This is a genomic window from Arthrobacter sp. 01T419, assembly GCF_056398865.1.
In genome coordinates, this window is sequence record NZ_JBFTQF010000005.1 from 220744 (window position 1) to 235317 (window position 14574).

A 14574-nucleotide genomic window follows, 5' to 3' on the forward strand; every position below is an offset into this window, starting at 1 on the left:
GAAGTTTCGGTTATCTATCGCCCCCATTTTTGTCCTAGTGTCTACTCCTATGAGTGATGTTCTTGAATTGGCTTCCGTCAGCGTTGTCCGAGGTACCAAGACCCTGCTGGACAAGGTTGACTGGCAGGTCAATGAAGGCGAACGCTGGGTCATCCTCGGCCCCAACGGTGCCGGCAAGACCACTCTGCTGCAGATAGCCGCCGCGCGGATGCATCCCACCAGCGGAAAAGCGGGGATCCTTGACGAGACGCTGGGCCGGGTGGACGTCTTTGAGCTCCGCCCGCGCATTGGCCTTTCCTCCGCGGCACTCGCCACCCAGATCCCGGAACATGAAAACGTACTCAACGTTGTGGTCACTGCCGCCTATGGGGTGACCGGCCGCTGGCGCGAGGGATACGAGCGCGACGACGAGCGCCGCGCCTTTGGCCTCCTCAACGAATGGGGCATGGGACCGCTCCTGAACCGTCCGTTCGCCTCGCTTTCCGAGGGCGAACGTAAGCGCGTGCAAATCGCCCGGGCCCTCATGACCGATCCTGAGCTTCTTCTGCTCGACGAGCCTGCCGCCGGCCTGGACCTTGGCGGACGCGAAGAGCTCGTCCACAAACTCGGCGAACTCGCCCTCGATGAAGACGCCCCCGCAATGGTTCTCGTGACGCATCACTTGGAAGAGGTTCCTCCGGGATTCACCCACGCCATGCTGCTTCGCGACGGCGGAGTGGTCGCCGCGGGCCCCATCGAAGAAGTCTTGACCGCAGAGCACCTCAGCAACACCTTCGGCCTGCCGCTGGACGTAACCGAGAACTCGGGCCGCTACACGGCCACCGCCCGCCGCTAGGCCCGGGCACCGAGAAACAGTGGAGATCCTTAGCGGCATCCTGATCTTTTTCGCGGGGCTCTGGGCCGGAACCATCAACAGCGTGGTCGGCTCGGGCACGCTGGTGACGTTCCCGGTCCTCATCGCCCTGGGCTACGCGCCCGTCACCGCAACCATCAGCAACGCCATGGGGCTTGTGGCGGGCAACGTCACCGGGTCCTGGGGCTACAGGCATGAGCTCAGGGGCAGGGGCCGGCAACTTCTGCGGCTCCTGCCTGCGTCGCTTCTTGGCGGCATCACGGGTGCCTGGCTGTTGCTTCACCTCCCAGAGAAGGTTTTCTACTACGCCGCTCCCATCTTGATCGTCGTCGCGCTGCTTATGGTGCTCTTCCAACCCAAACTCCAGCGGTGGGTCCAGGACCGGGCTGGCAACCCGGAGCATGCCATCCACGACAAGCGGCACACCGTGATCCTCGTGGTCCTGGTGTTCCTGGCCGGAATCTACGGTGGCTACTTCGTGGCTGCCCAAGGAATCCTGCTGGTCGGCATTCTGGGTGTTTTCATGACGGGCACCATCCAGAACGCCAACGCGATGAAGAACATCCTGGTGTTGGCCGTCAACGTGGTAGCAGCATGCTCCTACCTCCTGTTTGCCTTTGGCCGGATCGAATGGCCGGTCGTGGCAGTCATTGCGGTCAGTTCCTTGATCGGCGGCCTCGTGGGCTCCAAAGTGGGACGACGCCTGAAGCCCCTCGCGCTGCGCATCGTGATCTTCGCGCTTGGCATCGTGGCGCTCGGCTTCATGATCGCCAACCTGCTGAAATAGGACCCTGTGACTTTCCACTATCTCGAAACCGCTGACGACCCGCGGGTTGCCGACTACACACAACTGACGGACGTTCATCTCCGCAGGCTCCGCGAGCCCGCGGAGGGCATGTACATTGCCGAGTCGTCGCGGGTGCTTCGACGGGCCCTCGCGGCCGGACACAAGCCACGTTCCTTCTTCCTCGCGGATAAGTGGTTGAAAGATCTCGACGACATATTCCAACAGTTTCCGGAAGTCCCGGTCTACATCGGCAAGGCTTCCCTGCTTGAGGAAATCACGGGATTCCACTTGCACCGCGGCGCCATGGCAGCCATGCATCGCCCGGCTCCGATGCCCCTCGAAGAACTCCTGGCCGGCGCCCACCGCGTGGCGGTATTGGAGGGCGTCGTCGACCACACGAATGTGAGGTGTTCCAAAAAACCGCATCGGTCGAGGATCGCGGTCTTGGAGAATCTGACGGACCATACGAACGTTGGTGCCATTTTTAGGTCAGCGGCGGCGATTGGTGTCGATGCTGTGCTGGTGACGCCGCAGTGTGCCGATCCGTTGTACCGGCGCTCGATCAGAGTCAGTATGGGCACCGTTTTCCAGGTTCCGTGGACGAGGATCGACCCGTGGCCGGCCAGTATCGAACAGCTGAAAGAGGCGGGCTACTTTGTAGCGGGCATGTCTCTGGGGGAGGGAGCCATCACTCTTGATGAGCTGGTGGATCAGGATCATCAAAATCTGGTGTTGGTCTTCGGTACCGAAGGTGATGGGCTGAGGCCTGAGACCGAGCAATTGCTCGATGCGCGCGTGACGATTCCGATGATGAACGGCGTCGACTCCCTCAACGTCGCCGCCTCGTCAGCGGTTGCGTTCTATGCGACGAGATAGCGTGGCGCGAATGTCTGATTCGACCCGAGCCAGAACGTCCCGGCGGTTGGACTCATCTGGCCGCGGTATCTGGTTAGTAATGTGCATAGGTCGATATGGGTCAAAATCGACCGATTTCGCGCATTTCTGCAGTTCAAAGCCATTTCCATTACCCATCTGCGGCCAATAGTTTGTGACCACCAATGTTCACATTCACGGATCTGGATGCGCGCCCCCTGAGACTTCGCCTTGCGCGAACTACCGCTCCATGGGCTGGGCAGTGGTTGCCGGTTGCGCCAGGCTTCAACGAGGCTGGCGATCGTCGGAATGAGGCCTGGATCCTGAATCCGCTGACGAGCACAGAAATGGCAGCGGCAACCGTCACGGCCGCCCACCTCGATTACGTCAACCGCTGATTGCGTCGTGTCCGGGCGGGCGCCCCGCCAAGCCGGAAAGGCTCGCCCGGTGCGAGTACACGGATGCGCTTGGGGTTGACCACGGCGTCCCGGAGTGTGTCTGGGTCGGCGTTGAACGGGGGGAAATCGGGGGAGTCCACCGAGCCCCAGTGGTGCAGGAGAAGGTCCGTGTCCGGGTAGGCATTGGCCATCTCGACCGCGCCGTCGAAGGTGAAGTGCCACTCGCTGTCGGAGAAGTCGAACAACAGCGCGTCGGGTGGCGGCATGGTCAGGTGGTGTTCGCGGATCAGCCGTGAATCCCCTGGTGCCCAGATCGCGCCGTCGAGGGTCTCGATCCAGAAGCCGCAGGAGTCCTCATCTCGGAAGGTCCGCTGCCCGGGCTGGGGAGCGGCATTCTGCCAGGCGTGGTCGGCAGGTGTGACCGTGACCCGGACCCCACCAACGGAGAAGGCATCGCCGACGCCGTGGCCGTCGGCGGACATGCCCAGTTCCTGCATCAGCTCGGAGACGAAACGGGTTGAGTGGAACCGTTGCGTGACTTCTTTCAGGGCCGTACATGTCGGCACGCTGAAGTGATCATTGTCCGCGTGAGTGACCAGTATCCCGTCGAGTCGGGGGACGTCTACTGCCTGGAGCGGGAAGTCGATGAGCACGGGCATGTCGAAGTCCTGGAGCAGTGGGTCGACGGCCAGCAAGGTCCCTCGGGAGTTGATCAGAAATCCCGCCATGCCGAGCCAGTGCAGGACGGTGGCGTGTGGGTCGTCGAAGGCCTCGGCCCGAATCGGCATCATTGGCGGGGCCATGGCCTGCCCACGGGGGCTGCGCCGTATTGGTGTGTGCGGATCATTCATCATGTCTCCTTGGGACAATTCTGGGGTGCAGCAGGTTCTTCTCCGATCGAGTCGGAACGGGCACCTGTCGGTTTGTCATCAGGCGCGCGTCTGCGGGCCTGTCCGCCCAGATCGCCACTCAACGGGTCCAGTCTGGTCGTACAAAGAAGCTGTAAACGCTCAGCTCTCTTCCTCGATGATGCCCTTCAATACACTCATCGCGCCCATACCGTTGGGCCAACCGGAGTAGAACGCCAAGTGCAGGAGGGCCTCCTTCAGCTCGTCCGCGGTGACTCCGTTCTGGCGGGCGAAGCCGAGGTGGAATTTCAGCTGGTCCATCTTGCCCAGGGCGGTCAGCGCCGCGACGGTGATCAGGCTGCGATCGCGCTTGTGCAGGTCCGTACGTTCCCAGACCTCGTCGAAGAGGACTTTGTCGGTGTAGTGGACCATTCCGGGCGCGAAGTCGCCGAAGGCGTTCTTCCCACCGCTCCAGCCAGTGTTCCGCTCTTTGGCGCTCATGGTCTTACTCCTTCGTCGTTGATTTAACGAGTCCAGTCCATCGCAAAGGCGGCAGGGGAGGGAGTCTCCAGTGAAGGGTGTACCAGTGGGGACTCCCTCCGAAGCGGTCGCCGAAATAACGTTGTCTGCATGGATACCAGAGACGAAGCACGGGAGTTCCTCATGTCCCGTCGGGCGAATCTCAGCCCCGAGCAGGCTGGACTGGCGGTCTCGGGGCACCGTCGCGTGGCGGGCTTGAGGCGGGGCGAGGTCGCGATGCTCGCGGACGTGAGCCCGGAGTATTACGCCAAGATCGAGCGGGGGAACCTCATAGGAGTGTCAGACTCTGTGCTGGAGTCGGTTGCACGAGCTCTGCAGCTCGACGATGCCGAGCGCGAGCACCTTTTTGATCTCGCGCGAGCGGCAAACGGGGGCGCGCAGCCCGTGCGCCGGCGCAAGCCGAAGACGTGGGTGGCCCGGGATAGCCTGACCCGTGCGCTGGACGTCATCGTGAACGGCCCGGCATTCGTACGCAACGGGCGGATGGACATCTTGGCGGCCAATGCCCTGGGCCGCGCATTCTACGATGAAGTCTTCGACGGACCCGGGCAGGGGAACCTCGCCCGGTACTGCTTCCTCGACGAGCGCGCCAAGTCCTTCTACCCGGACTGGGAGGCGGCCGCAGACGTCACCGTGGCGATCTTGCGCACGGAGGCCGGTCATGATCCTCGTGACAAGCAGTTGCATGACCTGGTCGGTGAACTCTCCACCTGCAGCGATGCGTTCCGTATGCGGTGGGGTACGCACAACGTCCGCCGCCACGGCTCGGGTACAAAGGATTTTCACCATCACGAGGTCGGCGACCTCACCCTGACGTATGAGGGTTTGGAGCTGACCGCCGAGCCGGGGCTTTCGTTCCTCATCTACACCGCCGAGTCCGGTTCGCCGAGCGAGCAACGGCTCCAGCTGTTGGCGAGCCTCGCCGCCACTGTGACCGCGTCGCTGTCGCGCCACCTGCTCGATGACCCCACTACTACGAAGGACTGATCATGCACATCAGAACACTTGGCCAGGGCCTCGAGGTCTCCGCGATCGGGCTCGGCGCAATGGGTATGTCCCAGAGCTACGGACCCAATCCCGGCGATCGCGACGAGATGATCTCTGTGCTGCGCTCGGCCGTCGACGAGGGCGTGACGTTTTTCGACACGGCAGAGGTCTACGGGCCGTACGCAAACGAGGAGCTCGTCGGTGAGGCGCTTGAGCCGATCCGCGATCGGGTCGTGATTGCCACCAAGTTCGGCTGGGACATTCGGGACGGCAGGATGGTCGGCTTGGACAGCCGGCCCGAGCAGATCCGCCGCGTCGCCGACGCGTCGCTAAAACGGCTGCGCACGGACGTGATCGACCTGTTCTACCAACACCGCGTCGACCCCCACGTGCCCATCGAAGACGTCGCCGGTGCTGTCGGCGAGCTCATCGCCGAGGGCAAGGTCAAGCACTTCGGCCTCTCCGAGGCCTCCGCCGCCACAGTCCGCCGCGCTCATGCCGTGCACCCGGTCACCGCGGTCCAGAGTGAGTACTCGCTCTGGACACGGGATCCCGAGGCGGAGGTGCTGCCGACCCTGGCGGAGCTCGGCATTGGCTTCGTACCGTTCAGCCCGCTCGGCAAGGGCTTCCTCACTGGCACCGTCGACGCATCCACAGCGTTCACCGAGGGCGACATCCGTCGGCGTGTTCCGCGGTTCGAGGCTGAGAATCTCGCCGCGAACCAGAAGCTCGTTGACCACGTCAAGAGCCTGGCCGAGTCAAAGGGCTCGACGCCGAGCCAGATCGCCTTGGCCTGGTTGCTGGCGCAGCAGCCGTGGATCGTACCGATTCCCGGCACTCGACGTATCGAGCGCATCCGAGAGAATGCAACGGCCACCCAGCTCGCCCTCTCCGCGGACGAGCGCTCCGACCTCGACAGCCTCGCCCAGCGCATCGGAGTACGCGGCGACCGCTACAACGCCGAGCACATGGCGTACGTCAACCACTGATCACGACAAAAGGAAAAGCAGAATGACTGACAACAACTTCAAGCAGATCTTCCCGCTCGGAGCTCCCAACGACGCCTTCGCGCAGTACTTCATCGGCCAGAGCTACCTGGCCCCGCTCGCCGGCGGGGATGTTCCCGTCAGCAACGTCTCCTTCGAGCCGGGATGCCGCAACAACTGGCACATCCACCACGGCACCGCTGGCGGCGGTGACCAGATCCTGCTCTGCACGGCGGGCAGCGGCTGGTACCAGGCCGAGGGCCAGGACCCCGTCAGCCTGGAGCCGGGAACGGTGATCCACGTCCCGGCCGGGACGAAACACTGGCACGGCGCGAAGGTCGACTCGTGGTTCTCCCACCTCGCCTTCATCACCCCGGGCGAGAACGTCAGCAACGAATGGCTCGAGCCCGTCACCGACGAAGTATACGGAGAACTACAGAAGAACGGAGAGAAGGCATGAGCATCCTAAACGAGAGCTACAACCTGGCCAACGGGGTCGAGATTCCCAAGCTCGGCCTGGGCACCTGGTTCATCGACGACGACAAGGCAGCTGCCGCGGTCCGTGCCGCGGTGGAGATGGTTTGCATGACCGCGTGGACCCCGCAGCAGCTCGAGGAACGCCACTTGAGGTGACGGAGCCAAGCAAGTTCGAGCCGATCACCACGCCTTGCGCCCGCTGCACTGTGGGTCATGAGGGACACCCGATCGGTGACGCCGGTACGTATCCTGATCGCCCAGCGATCTGGACGGCTTGACGTGACTCATATCACCTGACATGATGGTTTCTGGTTCTTTCGAGACCTGGGTATGTAACTCGCTTCGGGCGAGGCAAGGCTCAAGCTCTGCGACCTTCATCGGTCAACCGGCTTGGGTCTTTTTTGTGCCCTGAACCAGGATTATCTGAAACAGCTCAAGCCGTGTTGCCTCACACCTCCGCCCAATGAAGGGCGGATCTGAGAACGCGAGGAAATCATGAGCAAGCAATACGCTCCCTTAGCCGCAGACATCGTGCGGCTGGTTGGCGGCAAAGCCAACATCACCGAGGCCTACCACTGCCAGACCCGGCTTCGTTTCGCCCTCAAGGATGAATCCGCCGTCGCGCTGGACGAGCTGAATGCCACTGAAGGCATCGCAAAAACCCTCTCCAAGGGCGGGGTCTTCCAAGTGGTGGTCGGCATGCACGTCAAGGACGTGTTCGACGAACTGGAGCGCGAGCTCGGCGATCTGTCTGCGAACGCCAAGGACGCCGACGGCGAAGCCAAGGACAAGCGCAAGAACATCGGATCCGCGGTCATCGAGTTCGTCTCCAGCGTCTTCCAGCCCCTCATCCCGGCCCTGTCCGGCGCTGGTATGGTCAAGGCCCTCCTTGCCCTGCTGGTTGTCCTGAAGGTGGTGAACACCGGATCCCAGACCTACGCGCTGGTGAATCTCTTCGCAGATGCGGTATTCTACTTCCTGCCCGTGCTCCTGGCGTTCAGCGCGGCACAGAAGCTGAAAATCAGCCCCATCCTGGCCGCCGCGGTCGCCGCCATGATGCTGCACCCCAACTGGGTCGCCCTGGTGACAAAGAAAGAGCCGGTCAGCTTCTTCGAGATCCTACCCTTCCCGCTGGTGAACTACTCGGGCGCGGTCATCCCGATCATCCTGGTCATCTTCGCCCAGTACTACGTGGAGCGCAGTTTGACCCGGGTAATCCCGAAGTCCGTAAACCTGGTGTTCGTCCCCATGCTGACCTTCCTCATCATGGGCACTCTGGCCCTCGGCGTCCTCGGACCCATTGGCAGCATCCTCAGCGGCTACCTGGGCTCGTTCTTCACCTTCCTCAGCACCAACGCCGCCTGGGCACCGGCCTTGTTGGTCGGTGCGACACTTCCGGTCATGGTCATGTTCGGCCTGCACAACGGCATCGCCCCGCTCGGTGTCGTTCAGCTGGCCCAGACCGGCAAGGAAAGCATCTTCGGCCCCGGTGCCCTGGTCTCCAATATCGCCATGGGTGCTGCGTCCCTGGTCGTCGCTTTCCGAACCAAGGACAAGAAGACGCGTCAGATTGCTACCGCAGGCGGTATCACCGGGCTCATGGGTATCACCGAACCGATTCTCTACGGTATCGCCCTGCCCAAGCGCTACCCGCTCATCGCCGCCATGATCGGCGGTGGCGCGGGCGGCCTGTACGCGGGATTGACCCAGACGCACCGCTTTGCCACCGGCTCCTCCGGCCTGCCCGCCGTTCTGCTCTACATCGGTGACAACACGCTAGTGAACATGATCAACATCATCATCGCCCTGGTCATCTCCGCCCTCGTCTCCGCCGTGCTGACCTTTGCCCTCTCGTTCAAGTTCGAAAAGCCCGCCGTCGAAACGGCCTCGGCAGCGGACGACGACGCGGCCCCGTCCCGCCGTCGCTCTGCTGCCACTGAGACCGCCGCCGTCGCCGGTGGCACAGCAACTCTGGTGAGGACCGAAACCATCGAATTGGCAGCGCCCTGCGCCGGCACAGTTGTTCCGTTGGCCGACGTCAGCGACCCGGTCTTCGCCTCCGGAGCCATGGGCCCGGGCATCGCCGTGGAACCGTCCGAGAGCGTCATCGTCTCCCCGGTGAGCGGCACGGTAGCTGTGGCCATGAAGACCGGCCACGCTTTCGGCATCAAGACCGACGACGGCGTGGACGTACTGGTGCACGTGGGCATCGACACGGTCACCATGAAGGGTGAGGGTTTCCACGGCGCACTGGAACGCGGCACCCGTGTGGAGGCAGGGCAGCCGCTCGTCACAGCCGATCTGGATGCTATCCGCGCCGCCGGTCACCCGGCCACCGTGCTGGTTGTCGTGACCAACGGACCCAAGAACGCCCCTGTGGAGCAGCTTGAGGGCGGCCCCGTGGGGGCAGGCGCGGCGATCGCCGTCGTCGGACGCTGACCAAGAAGCCACGAAAGGAACCGCAGAATGCAGCACGAGCAGCCCACCTCGTTCCCCGGGGACTTCCTCTGGGGAGCCTCCACCTCCGCCTATCAGGTGGAGGGCGGCTGGGACGCCGACGGCAAAGGCCCGTCCGTGATCGACATCCACATGCACCGGCCGGACGGCGTCACGGACTTCACCGTGGCCGCTGACCACTACCACCGCTACGCCGGAGACGTGGAACTCTTCGCCGAACTGGGACTGAACGCCTACCGTTTCTCCATCGCGTGGACCCGGATCATCCCGGACGGCGACGGCGAGGTGAACCCGGCCGGCGTCGCGCATTACCATCGGGTGATTGACGAGCTCCTGGCCAAGGGCATCGAGCCCGTCGTGACCATGTACCACTTCGACCTCCCCGCGGCGCTGGACGCGAAGGGCGGCTGGTCGGAGCGGGCCACCATCGATGCCTTCGATCGTTACGCCCGGGTCCTGTTTCAGGAGTACGGCTCCAAGGTGAAGTACTGGCTCACCATCAACGAGCAGAACATGATGATCCTGCACGGACGTGCCATCGGGACCACCGGCCGCAGCGGCCAGGTGGAGGGGCGTGAGCTGTACCAGCAGAACCACCACATGTTCCTGGCCCAGGCCCGGGCCATGTTGCTCTGCCACGAGCTCCTGCCGGAGGCGAAGATCGGGCCGGCCCCGAACATCGTCTCCGTCTACCCGGCCACCTGCGCCCCGGAAGACATCATCGCGGCAGATGACTGGGACGCCATCCGCAACCTGCTCTATGTGGATCTGTCCGTCCGGGGCAGTTACCACAATCTGGCCTGGGCCTACCTCTGCGCCAAGGGCTGGGAACCGGAGATCCTGAACGGTGATCTGGAGCTACTGGCTGCGGCCAAGCCGGACTTCCTCGCGTTCAACTACTACTCGACTCAGACGGTCGGTGCGTCCCGCGGGGACTCCTCGGACATCCAGGTGCGGGGTGGGGACCAGCAGATCGTGCGCGGAGAGGTGGGCCTCTACCGCGCGGTGAAGAACGAGCATCTGCCCGTCAACCCCTTCGGCTGGGAGATCGACCCGGTGGGGTTCCGCACCACCATGCGCCGCCTCTGGGATCGCTATCAGCTGCCGCTCATCATCACCGAGAACGGTCTGGGTGCCTTTGACGAGCTGGTGGACGGGCGGGTCCGGGACGACTACAGGATCGAGTTCCTGAAGCTGCACCTGGAACAGATCCGCCTGGCCATCAGCGACGGCGTGGACGTGTTCGGCTATTGCCCGTGGACGGCGATCGACCTGGTGTCCACGCATCAGGGGATCTCCAAGCGGTATGGGTTCATCTATGTGGACCGCACGGAGGATGACCTGAAGGGCCTGGCCCGAGTGAGGAAGGACAGCTTCTTCTGGTACCAGCGCGTCATCGCCTCCGGCGGGGACTCGCTGTCCCCCTGAGGACAGGCCCGCTCTGCGGGCACCGGTGGTGGGCTTGCCCGCTTCCTGGATGACATCCCCTTGGACTGCCTGAACGCAGCCGGCGAGGTCGCGGCGCTGGCGCAGAAGCGGCTCGACCTGCGGGTCAGCCAAGCCTTGGTGGTGCCGCTCGCGGATCACCTCAGCTTCGCCATCGAGCGTCTGCAGGAGGGGATCCCTGCCCAGTTCCCGCTGGCCTGGGAGGTCTCCCAGCTGTACCCGAAAGAGCTGGCCACCGGACGCGAGGGGCTGGGCCTGGTGGAGGCGTCCCTGGGGGTGAGGCTGCATGACGACGAAGCGGTGGCCCTGGCCATGCACTTCGTGAACGCTCAGTTCGCTACGCCCGGCATGGAGAAGGCCATGCAGATGACCGGTGTCATCGCGCAGACATTCGCGCTGGTGGATAAGACTTTCGGGTTCACCGTGGACCAGCAGTCCATGAACGCGGCACGCTTCGTCACCCATTTGAGATACCTGTTCAGCCGAGTCGCCTCGGGCAAACAGATCTCCGAGAAGTCCTCCGTGCTGGTGGACGCGATCATTCAGAGCCACCCGGAGGCCGTGGTGTGCGCCGCCAAGATCCAGTACCTCCTGGAAATGGGACTGGACACCAGCCCCACCCGGGACGAGGTGGCATACCTGGCGTTGCACGTGTCACGCCTGGTAGCGGACGTGAGTGAGTACCGCTAAAGCCCAGACGCGTCGTGCCCCGCGGCGTTCGGCGGCCGAGGGCATGCCCACGGAGCGACAGTCATGACACGGTGGGCGACACCGTCACAATCTTCCCTCAACCAACCGGCACCACTGATGCACGCGGGGCACTGTTGAACCGAACAGACGAAAGAGAACTTCGATGGAAGCTATAGCGCTGAAAGTAGCAGGAACCACAAGGCTCCAGGGGGTCGGAGTCAATCCGGGCCGTGTTATCGCCACCGTCCGACACATGCCAGAGCCACTCACGGAGCCCCGCGCCGGGGAGGCCCTGGCGGCCGGGGCTGACCCGGCGGAGGCCATCGCGGGTCTGAAGGCCGCGGCCCTGGCCGTGCATGACGAACTCAAGGAGCGGGCCACGCGCGCCAGCGAGGACGGCAAGGCAGTCCTGGAAGCCACCGCCCTGATGGCCAAGGACACCATGCTCCTGAAGGCTGCCGGCAAGCTCATCAACGCCGGGACCGGCGTGGAACGGGCCGTCTGGGAGGCCGCCGAGGGCGTCGCCGCGCAGTTCAAGGCCCTGGGCGGGTACATGGCCGAGCGCGCCACGGACGTCCTGGACGTCCGCGCCCGCCTGGTGGCTCATCTGCGCGGCGTTCCCGCGCCGGGCATCCCCAGCTCCGCCACCCCGTTCATCCTCGTGGCCGAGGACCTGGCCCCCGCGGACACCGCCACCCTGGACACCTCCGTCGTCCTGGCCCTGGCCACTTCCGGCGGCGGCCCCCAGTCCCACACGGCCATCATCGCGCGCTCCCTCGGCCTGCCCGCCGTGGTCGCGGCAGCGGGCATCGACGAGATCCCGGAAGGTGCCGAGGTGTACGTCGACGGCGCGGCCGGCGTCGTCGTCGCGGAACCCGGTGACGCGGAGCGCGAGGCCGCCGCCAAGTGGGCGGCGAGCGCCGCCACGCTGGCCACTTTCGATGGAACCGGCACGACGGCGGACGGTCACCAGGTGCCGCTGCTGGCCAATGTGGGCGGGGCCAAGGACGCGGTGGCCGCCGCCGGACTCGGTGCCCAGGGTGTGGGCCTGTTCCGCACCGAGTTCTGCTTCCTGGAGAGGGACACCGAACCGACCGTCGCCGAGCAGGCCGCGGCCTACCGGGCCGTGTTCGCCGCGTTCCCGGGAAAGAAGGTGGTGGTCCGCACGCTCGACGCGGGAGCGGACAAGCCGCTGCCGTTCCTGACCGATTCCACCGAGCCGAACCCCGCCCTGGGCGTGCGCGGCTACCGCACCGACTGGACCACCCCGGGGGTGCTGGAGCGGCAGCTCTCCGCGATCGCGGAGGCGGTTGCGGACACCGAGGCCGAGGTCTGGGTCATGGCCCCGATGATCGCCACCCAGCCGGAGGCCGCGCATTTCGCCTCGCTCTGCGCCGCGGCGGGCCTGAAGACCCCCGGTGTCATGGTGGAGGTGCCCTCTGCGGCGCTGACCGCCGGCAGCGTGCTCCAGGAGGTCGGCTTCGCCTCGCTGGGCACCAACGACCTCACCCAGTACGCGATGGCCGCGGACCGGATGCTCGGCCCCCTGGCCGGTCTCAATGACCCCTGGCAGCCGGCCGTGCTACGCCTGGTGCAGCTGACCGTGGAAGGCGCGAAGGCGGCCGGGGACAAGGCCGTGGGCGTCTGTGGTGAGTCCGCGGCGGACCCGGCACTCGCCGTCGTCCTGACCGGTCTGGGCGTGAACACGCTGTCCATGACGGCCCGTTCCCTGGCCGCCGTGGGCACCGTGCTGAAAACCGTTACCCTGGCCGAGGCACAGGAGTACGCAGAGCTGGCCGTGAATGCCGCTACTGCCGCGGAAGGCCGGGAAGCCGTCCGGGCCCGCCTACCGATCCTGGCCGAGCTGGGCCTCTGACTCTTGGGACTAGTGGGCTTTGAAGAAGGACCGTCACTTTGTCGTCGAGCGATGGGAATGCACCGAGGGTATGGCCGTGAGCGTCTATCGCGCGGGAGGCCATATCCGGACCGGAACCGTCGACATGGCGGCTCCGACAGGAGAGTGTGTGTGGATCGCCTCCGACCCTAACGAAGGGCGGATGCTCATCAACCGGAGTGAGGGCTACATCCTCACCGTGGATGAAAAGCAGTCTGCGTTCCTCAACGGCCTGACGTAACCGCCGAACAGATTTCCATACCCATTTGAAAATCAGATTCTTGAAGGAGAACCCCATGCCCGAACGTAAAGCAGTCGTCGCCTGTGCCTCCGGCCTGCACGCCCGTCCCGCCGCGATCTTCGCCGAAGCGGCCGCTGACCTAGACGTCGAGGTCACCATCGCCCTGGACGGCTCTGCCGAGGACGAAGCCATGGACGCCTCGAGCATCCTGTCCCTCATGACCCTGGGTGCGGGCTACGGCCACACCGTGGTGCTGCGCGCCGAGGGTCCAGGGAGTGAAGAGGCGCTGGACAAGCTGGCAGCCCTCATCGAAACCAACCTCGATGAGAATCTGTCGCCCACAAACTAGATTCGGGCATGGGCACAGTCTTCCAGGTTCCCTGGGCACGGCTGGAGTCCTGGCCGGGTGATCTTGAACGCCTCAAGGAACAGGGTTTCACTGTCGCCGCCATGGAGCTGACCGACGACGCAGTGGACCTCGACGAGCTTGCCGCACGAGACCCCGGAAAACTCGCCCTCGTACTGGGCACCGAAGGCGCGGGCATGAGCGCGGAGACGCTCGCCGCCGTCGACCTCGCGGTAAAGATCCCCATGCGGGCCGGTGTCGACTCGCTCAACGTCGCGGCCGCCTCTGCCGTGGCTTTCTGGGAACTGCGGCCGCGAAGCTGACGCGCCCAACGGGGTGATGCCACCCACATGTGGCCGGTTCGTGGCAAGGTGCGGTTTCCGCTATGATTGATTGTTGGCCCGGCACCGGGAACCTGTTTTCAGTGCGCGGACCGAATCCATTCATACCTGGCAGCTGGCAAAATCCAGCTGCGTGAACAAAAGGTCCCATTATGAAGTCTGATATCCACCCGAAGTACGAAGCTGTTGTTTTCAACGACCTGGCTTCCGGCGTCAAGTTCCTGACCAAGTCCACCGTGTCTTCTTCCAAGACCATCGAGTGGGAAGACGGCAACACCTACCCGGTCATCGACGTCGAAATCTCCTCGGAGTCCCACCCGTTCTACACGGGCAAGCAGCGCATCATGGACTCTGCAGGCCGCGTCGAGCGCTTCAACGCTCGCTTCAAGGGCTTCGGCGGCAAGAAGTAA

General features: G+C 64.4%; 16 protein-coding genes and 1 pseudogene. 15 read left to right on the forward strand and 2 right to left on the reverse strand.

Annotated features, from left to right (window positions below):
* The first annotated feature begins 49 nt into the window (after nucleotides 1–49).
* The 3 genes from AC1DLO_RS10085 to AC1DLO_RS10095 are packed head-to-tail and all read left to right on the forward strand — an operon-like array spanning nucleotide 50 to nucleotide 2516.
* Nucleotides 50–835, forward strand: a complete 786-nt coding sequence (locus AC1DLO_RS10085; protein WP_184735276.1) for an ABC transporter ATP-binding protein — start codon at nucleotides 50–52, stop codon at nucleotides 833–835.
* A 19-nt stretch (nucleotides 836–854) separates the two neighbouring features.
* Nucleotides 855–1640 (forward strand): sulfite exporter TauE/SafE family protein, encoded by a 786-nt coding sequence (locus tag AC1DLO_RS10090; protein ID WP_476889636.1) that lies wholly within the window; start codon nucleotides 855–857, stop codon nucleotides 1638–1640.
* Nucleotides 1641–1646: 6 nt separating this feature from the next.
* Entirely contained in the window at nucleotides 1647–2516 is an 870-nt protein-coding gene (locus AC1DLO_RS10095) for a TrmH family RNA methyltransferase (protein ID WP_476889637.1), read from the forward strand.
* Between the two features lie 379 nt (nucleotides 2517–2895).
* On the opposite strand, the gene AC1DLO_RS10100 is transcribed toward AC1DLO_RS10095, so the two are convergent.
* Both AC1DLO_RS10100 and AC1DLO_RS10105 read right to left on the reverse strand, forming a co-directional pair.
* A complete protein-coding gene (locus AC1DLO_RS10100; protein WP_476889638.1) occupies nucleotides 2896–3765 on the reverse strand; it encodes an MBL fold metallo-hydrolase in 870 nt (289 codons plus the stop codon).
* Nucleotides 3766–3921: 156 nt separating this feature from the next.
* Nucleotides 3922–4260 (reverse strand): carboxymuconolactone decarboxylase family protein, encoded by a 339-nt coding sequence (locus tag AC1DLO_RS10105; RefSeq protein WP_476889639.1) that lies wholly within the window; start codon nucleotides 4258–4260, stop codon nucleotides 3922–3924.
* 129 nt (nucleotides 4261–4389) lie between these two features.
* Here AC1DLO_RS10105 and AC1DLO_RS10110 point away from each other — a divergent pair, with 129 nt between their 5' ends.
* From AC1DLO_RS10110 to AC1DLO_RS10165, 12 genes and pseudogenes are all read left to right on the forward strand, one after another.
* Entirely contained in the window at nucleotides 4390–5286 is an 897-nt protein-coding gene (locus AC1DLO_RS10110; RefSeq protein WP_476889640.1) for a helix-turn-helix transcriptional regulator, read from the forward strand.
* A 2-nt stretch (nucleotides 5287–5288) separates the two neighbouring features.
* Complete coding sequence (locus AC1DLO_RS10115; protein WP_476889641.1) at nucleotides 5289–6275, forward strand: aldo/keto reductase; 987 nt, start codon at nucleotides 5289–5291, stop codon at nucleotides 6273–6275.
* A 22-nt stretch (nucleotides 6276–6297) separates the two neighbouring features.
* A complete protein-coding gene (locus AC1DLO_RS10120) occupies nucleotides 6298–6732 on the forward strand; it encodes a cupin domain-containing protein (RefSeq protein WP_476889642.1) in 435 nt (144 codons plus the stop codon).
* Nucleotides 6729–6905 carry a hypothetical protein gene (locus AC1DLO_RS10125; RefSeq protein ID WP_476889643.1) on the forward strand — a complete coding sequence of 59 codons (177 nt, stop codon included), beginning with the start codon at nucleotides 6729–6731 and terminating at the stop codon, nucleotides 6903–6905. The genes AC1DLO_RS10120 and AC1DLO_RS10125 overlap by 4 nt, the downstream gene beginning before the upstream one ends.
* Nucleotides 6906–7244: 339 nt before the next feature.
* Entirely contained in the window at nucleotides 7245–9188 is a 1944-nt protein-coding gene (locus tag AC1DLO_RS10130; RefSeq protein WP_476889644.1) for a beta-glucoside-specific PTS transporter subunit IIABC, read from the forward strand.
* 27 nt (nucleotides 9189–9215) lie between these two features.
* On the forward strand, nucleotides 9216–10634 hold the full coding sequence (locus AC1DLO_RS10135; protein WP_476889645.1) for a glycoside hydrolase family 1 protein: 1419 nt from the start codon (nucleotides 9216–9218) through the stop codon (nucleotides 10632–10634).
* A gap of 60 nt (nucleotides 10635–10694) precedes the next feature.
* The gene (locus tag AC1DLO_RS10140) at nucleotides 10695–11342 is read left to right on the forward strand and encodes a BglG family transcription antiterminator (RefSeq protein WP_476914471.1); all 648 of its coding nucleotides are present in this window, start codon (nucleotides 10695–10697) and stop codon (nucleotides 11340–11342) included.
* 163 nt (nucleotides 11343–11505) lie between these two features.
* Nucleotides 11506–13218, forward strand: coding sequence for a phosphoenolpyruvate--protein phosphotransferase (ptsP, locus tag AC1DLO_RS10145; RefSeq protein ID WP_476889647.1), 1713 nt, complete (start codon nucleotides 11506–11508; stop codon nucleotides 13216–13218).
* A gap of 76 nt (nucleotides 13219–13294) precedes the next feature.
* Nucleotides 13295–13477, forward strand: a complete 183-nt coding sequence (locus AC1DLO_RS10150; protein WP_476889648.1) for a hypothetical protein — start codon at nucleotides 13295–13297, stop codon at nucleotides 13475–13477.
* 55 nt (nucleotides 13478–13532) lie between these two features.
* Entirely contained in the window at nucleotides 13533–13826 is a 294-nt protein-coding gene (locus tag AC1DLO_RS10155) for an HPr family phosphocarrier protein (RefSeq protein ID WP_476889649.1), read from the forward strand.
* An 8-nt stretch (nucleotides 13827–13834) separates the two neighbouring features.
* Nucleotides 13835–14146 (forward strand): annotated as a pseudogene (locus tag AC1DLO_RS10160) (TrmH family RNA methyltransferase); the annotation flags it as partial.
* Between the two features lie 170 nt (nucleotides 14147–14316).
* Entirely contained in the window at nucleotides 14317–14574 is a 258-nt protein-coding gene (locus tag AC1DLO_RS10165; RefSeq protein ID WP_009358283.1) for a type B 50S ribosomal protein L31, read from the forward strand.

What these genes read in the sequence shown, in the direction of transcription:
- AC1DLO_RS10085 (WP_184735276.1), top strand. Translation starts at nt 50, where the DNA reads ATGAGTGATGTTCTTGAATTGGCTTCCGTCAGCGTTGTCCGAGGTACC.
- AC1DLO_RS10100 (WP_476889638.1), bottom strand. Translation starts at nt 3,765, where the DNA reads ATGATGAATGATCCGCACACACCAATACGGCGCAGCCCCCGTGGGCAG.
- AC1DLO_RS10105 (WP_476889639.1), bottom strand. Translation starts at nt 4,260, where the DNA reads ATGAGCGCCAAAGAGCGGAACACTGGCTGGAGCGGTGGGAAGAACGCC.
- AC1DLO_RS10110 (WP_476889640.1), top strand. Translation starts at nt 4,390, where the DNA reads ATGGATACCAGAGACGAAGCACGGGAGTTCCTCATGTCCCGTCGGGCG.
- AC1DLO_RS10115 (WP_476889641.1), top strand. Translation starts at nt 5,289, where the DNA reads ATGCACATCAGAACACTTGGCCAGGGCCTCGAGGTCTCCGCGATCGGG.
- AC1DLO_RS10120 (WP_476889642.1), top strand. Translation starts at nt 6,298, where the DNA reads ATGACTGACAACAACTTCAAGCAGATCTTCCCGCTCGGAGCTCCCAAC.
- AC1DLO_RS10125 (WP_476889643.1), top strand. Translation starts at nt 6,729, where the DNA reads ATGAGCATCCTAAACGAGAGCTACAACCTGGCCAACGGGGTCGAGATT.
- AC1DLO_RS10130 (WP_476889644.1), top strand. Translation starts at nt 7,245, where the DNA reads ATGAGCAAGCAATACGCTCCCTTAGCCGCAGACATCGTGCGGCTGGTT.
- AC1DLO_RS10135 (WP_476889645.1), top strand. Translation starts at nt 9,216, where the DNA reads ATGCAGCACGAGCAGCCCACCTCGTTCCCCGGGGACTTCCTCTGGGGA.
- ptsP (WP_476889647.1), top strand. Translation starts at nt 11,506, where the DNA reads ATGGAAGCTATAGCGCTGAAAGTAGCAGGAACCACAAGGCTCCAGGGG.
- AC1DLO_RS10155 (WP_476889649.1), top strand. Translation starts at nt 13,533, where the DNA reads ATGCCCGAACGTAAAGCAGTCGTCGCCTGTGCCTCCGGCCTGCACGCC.
- AC1DLO_RS10165 (WP_009358283.1), top strand. Translation starts at nt 14,317, where the DNA reads ATGAAGTCTGATATCCACCCGAAGTACGAAGCTGTTGTTTTCAACGAC.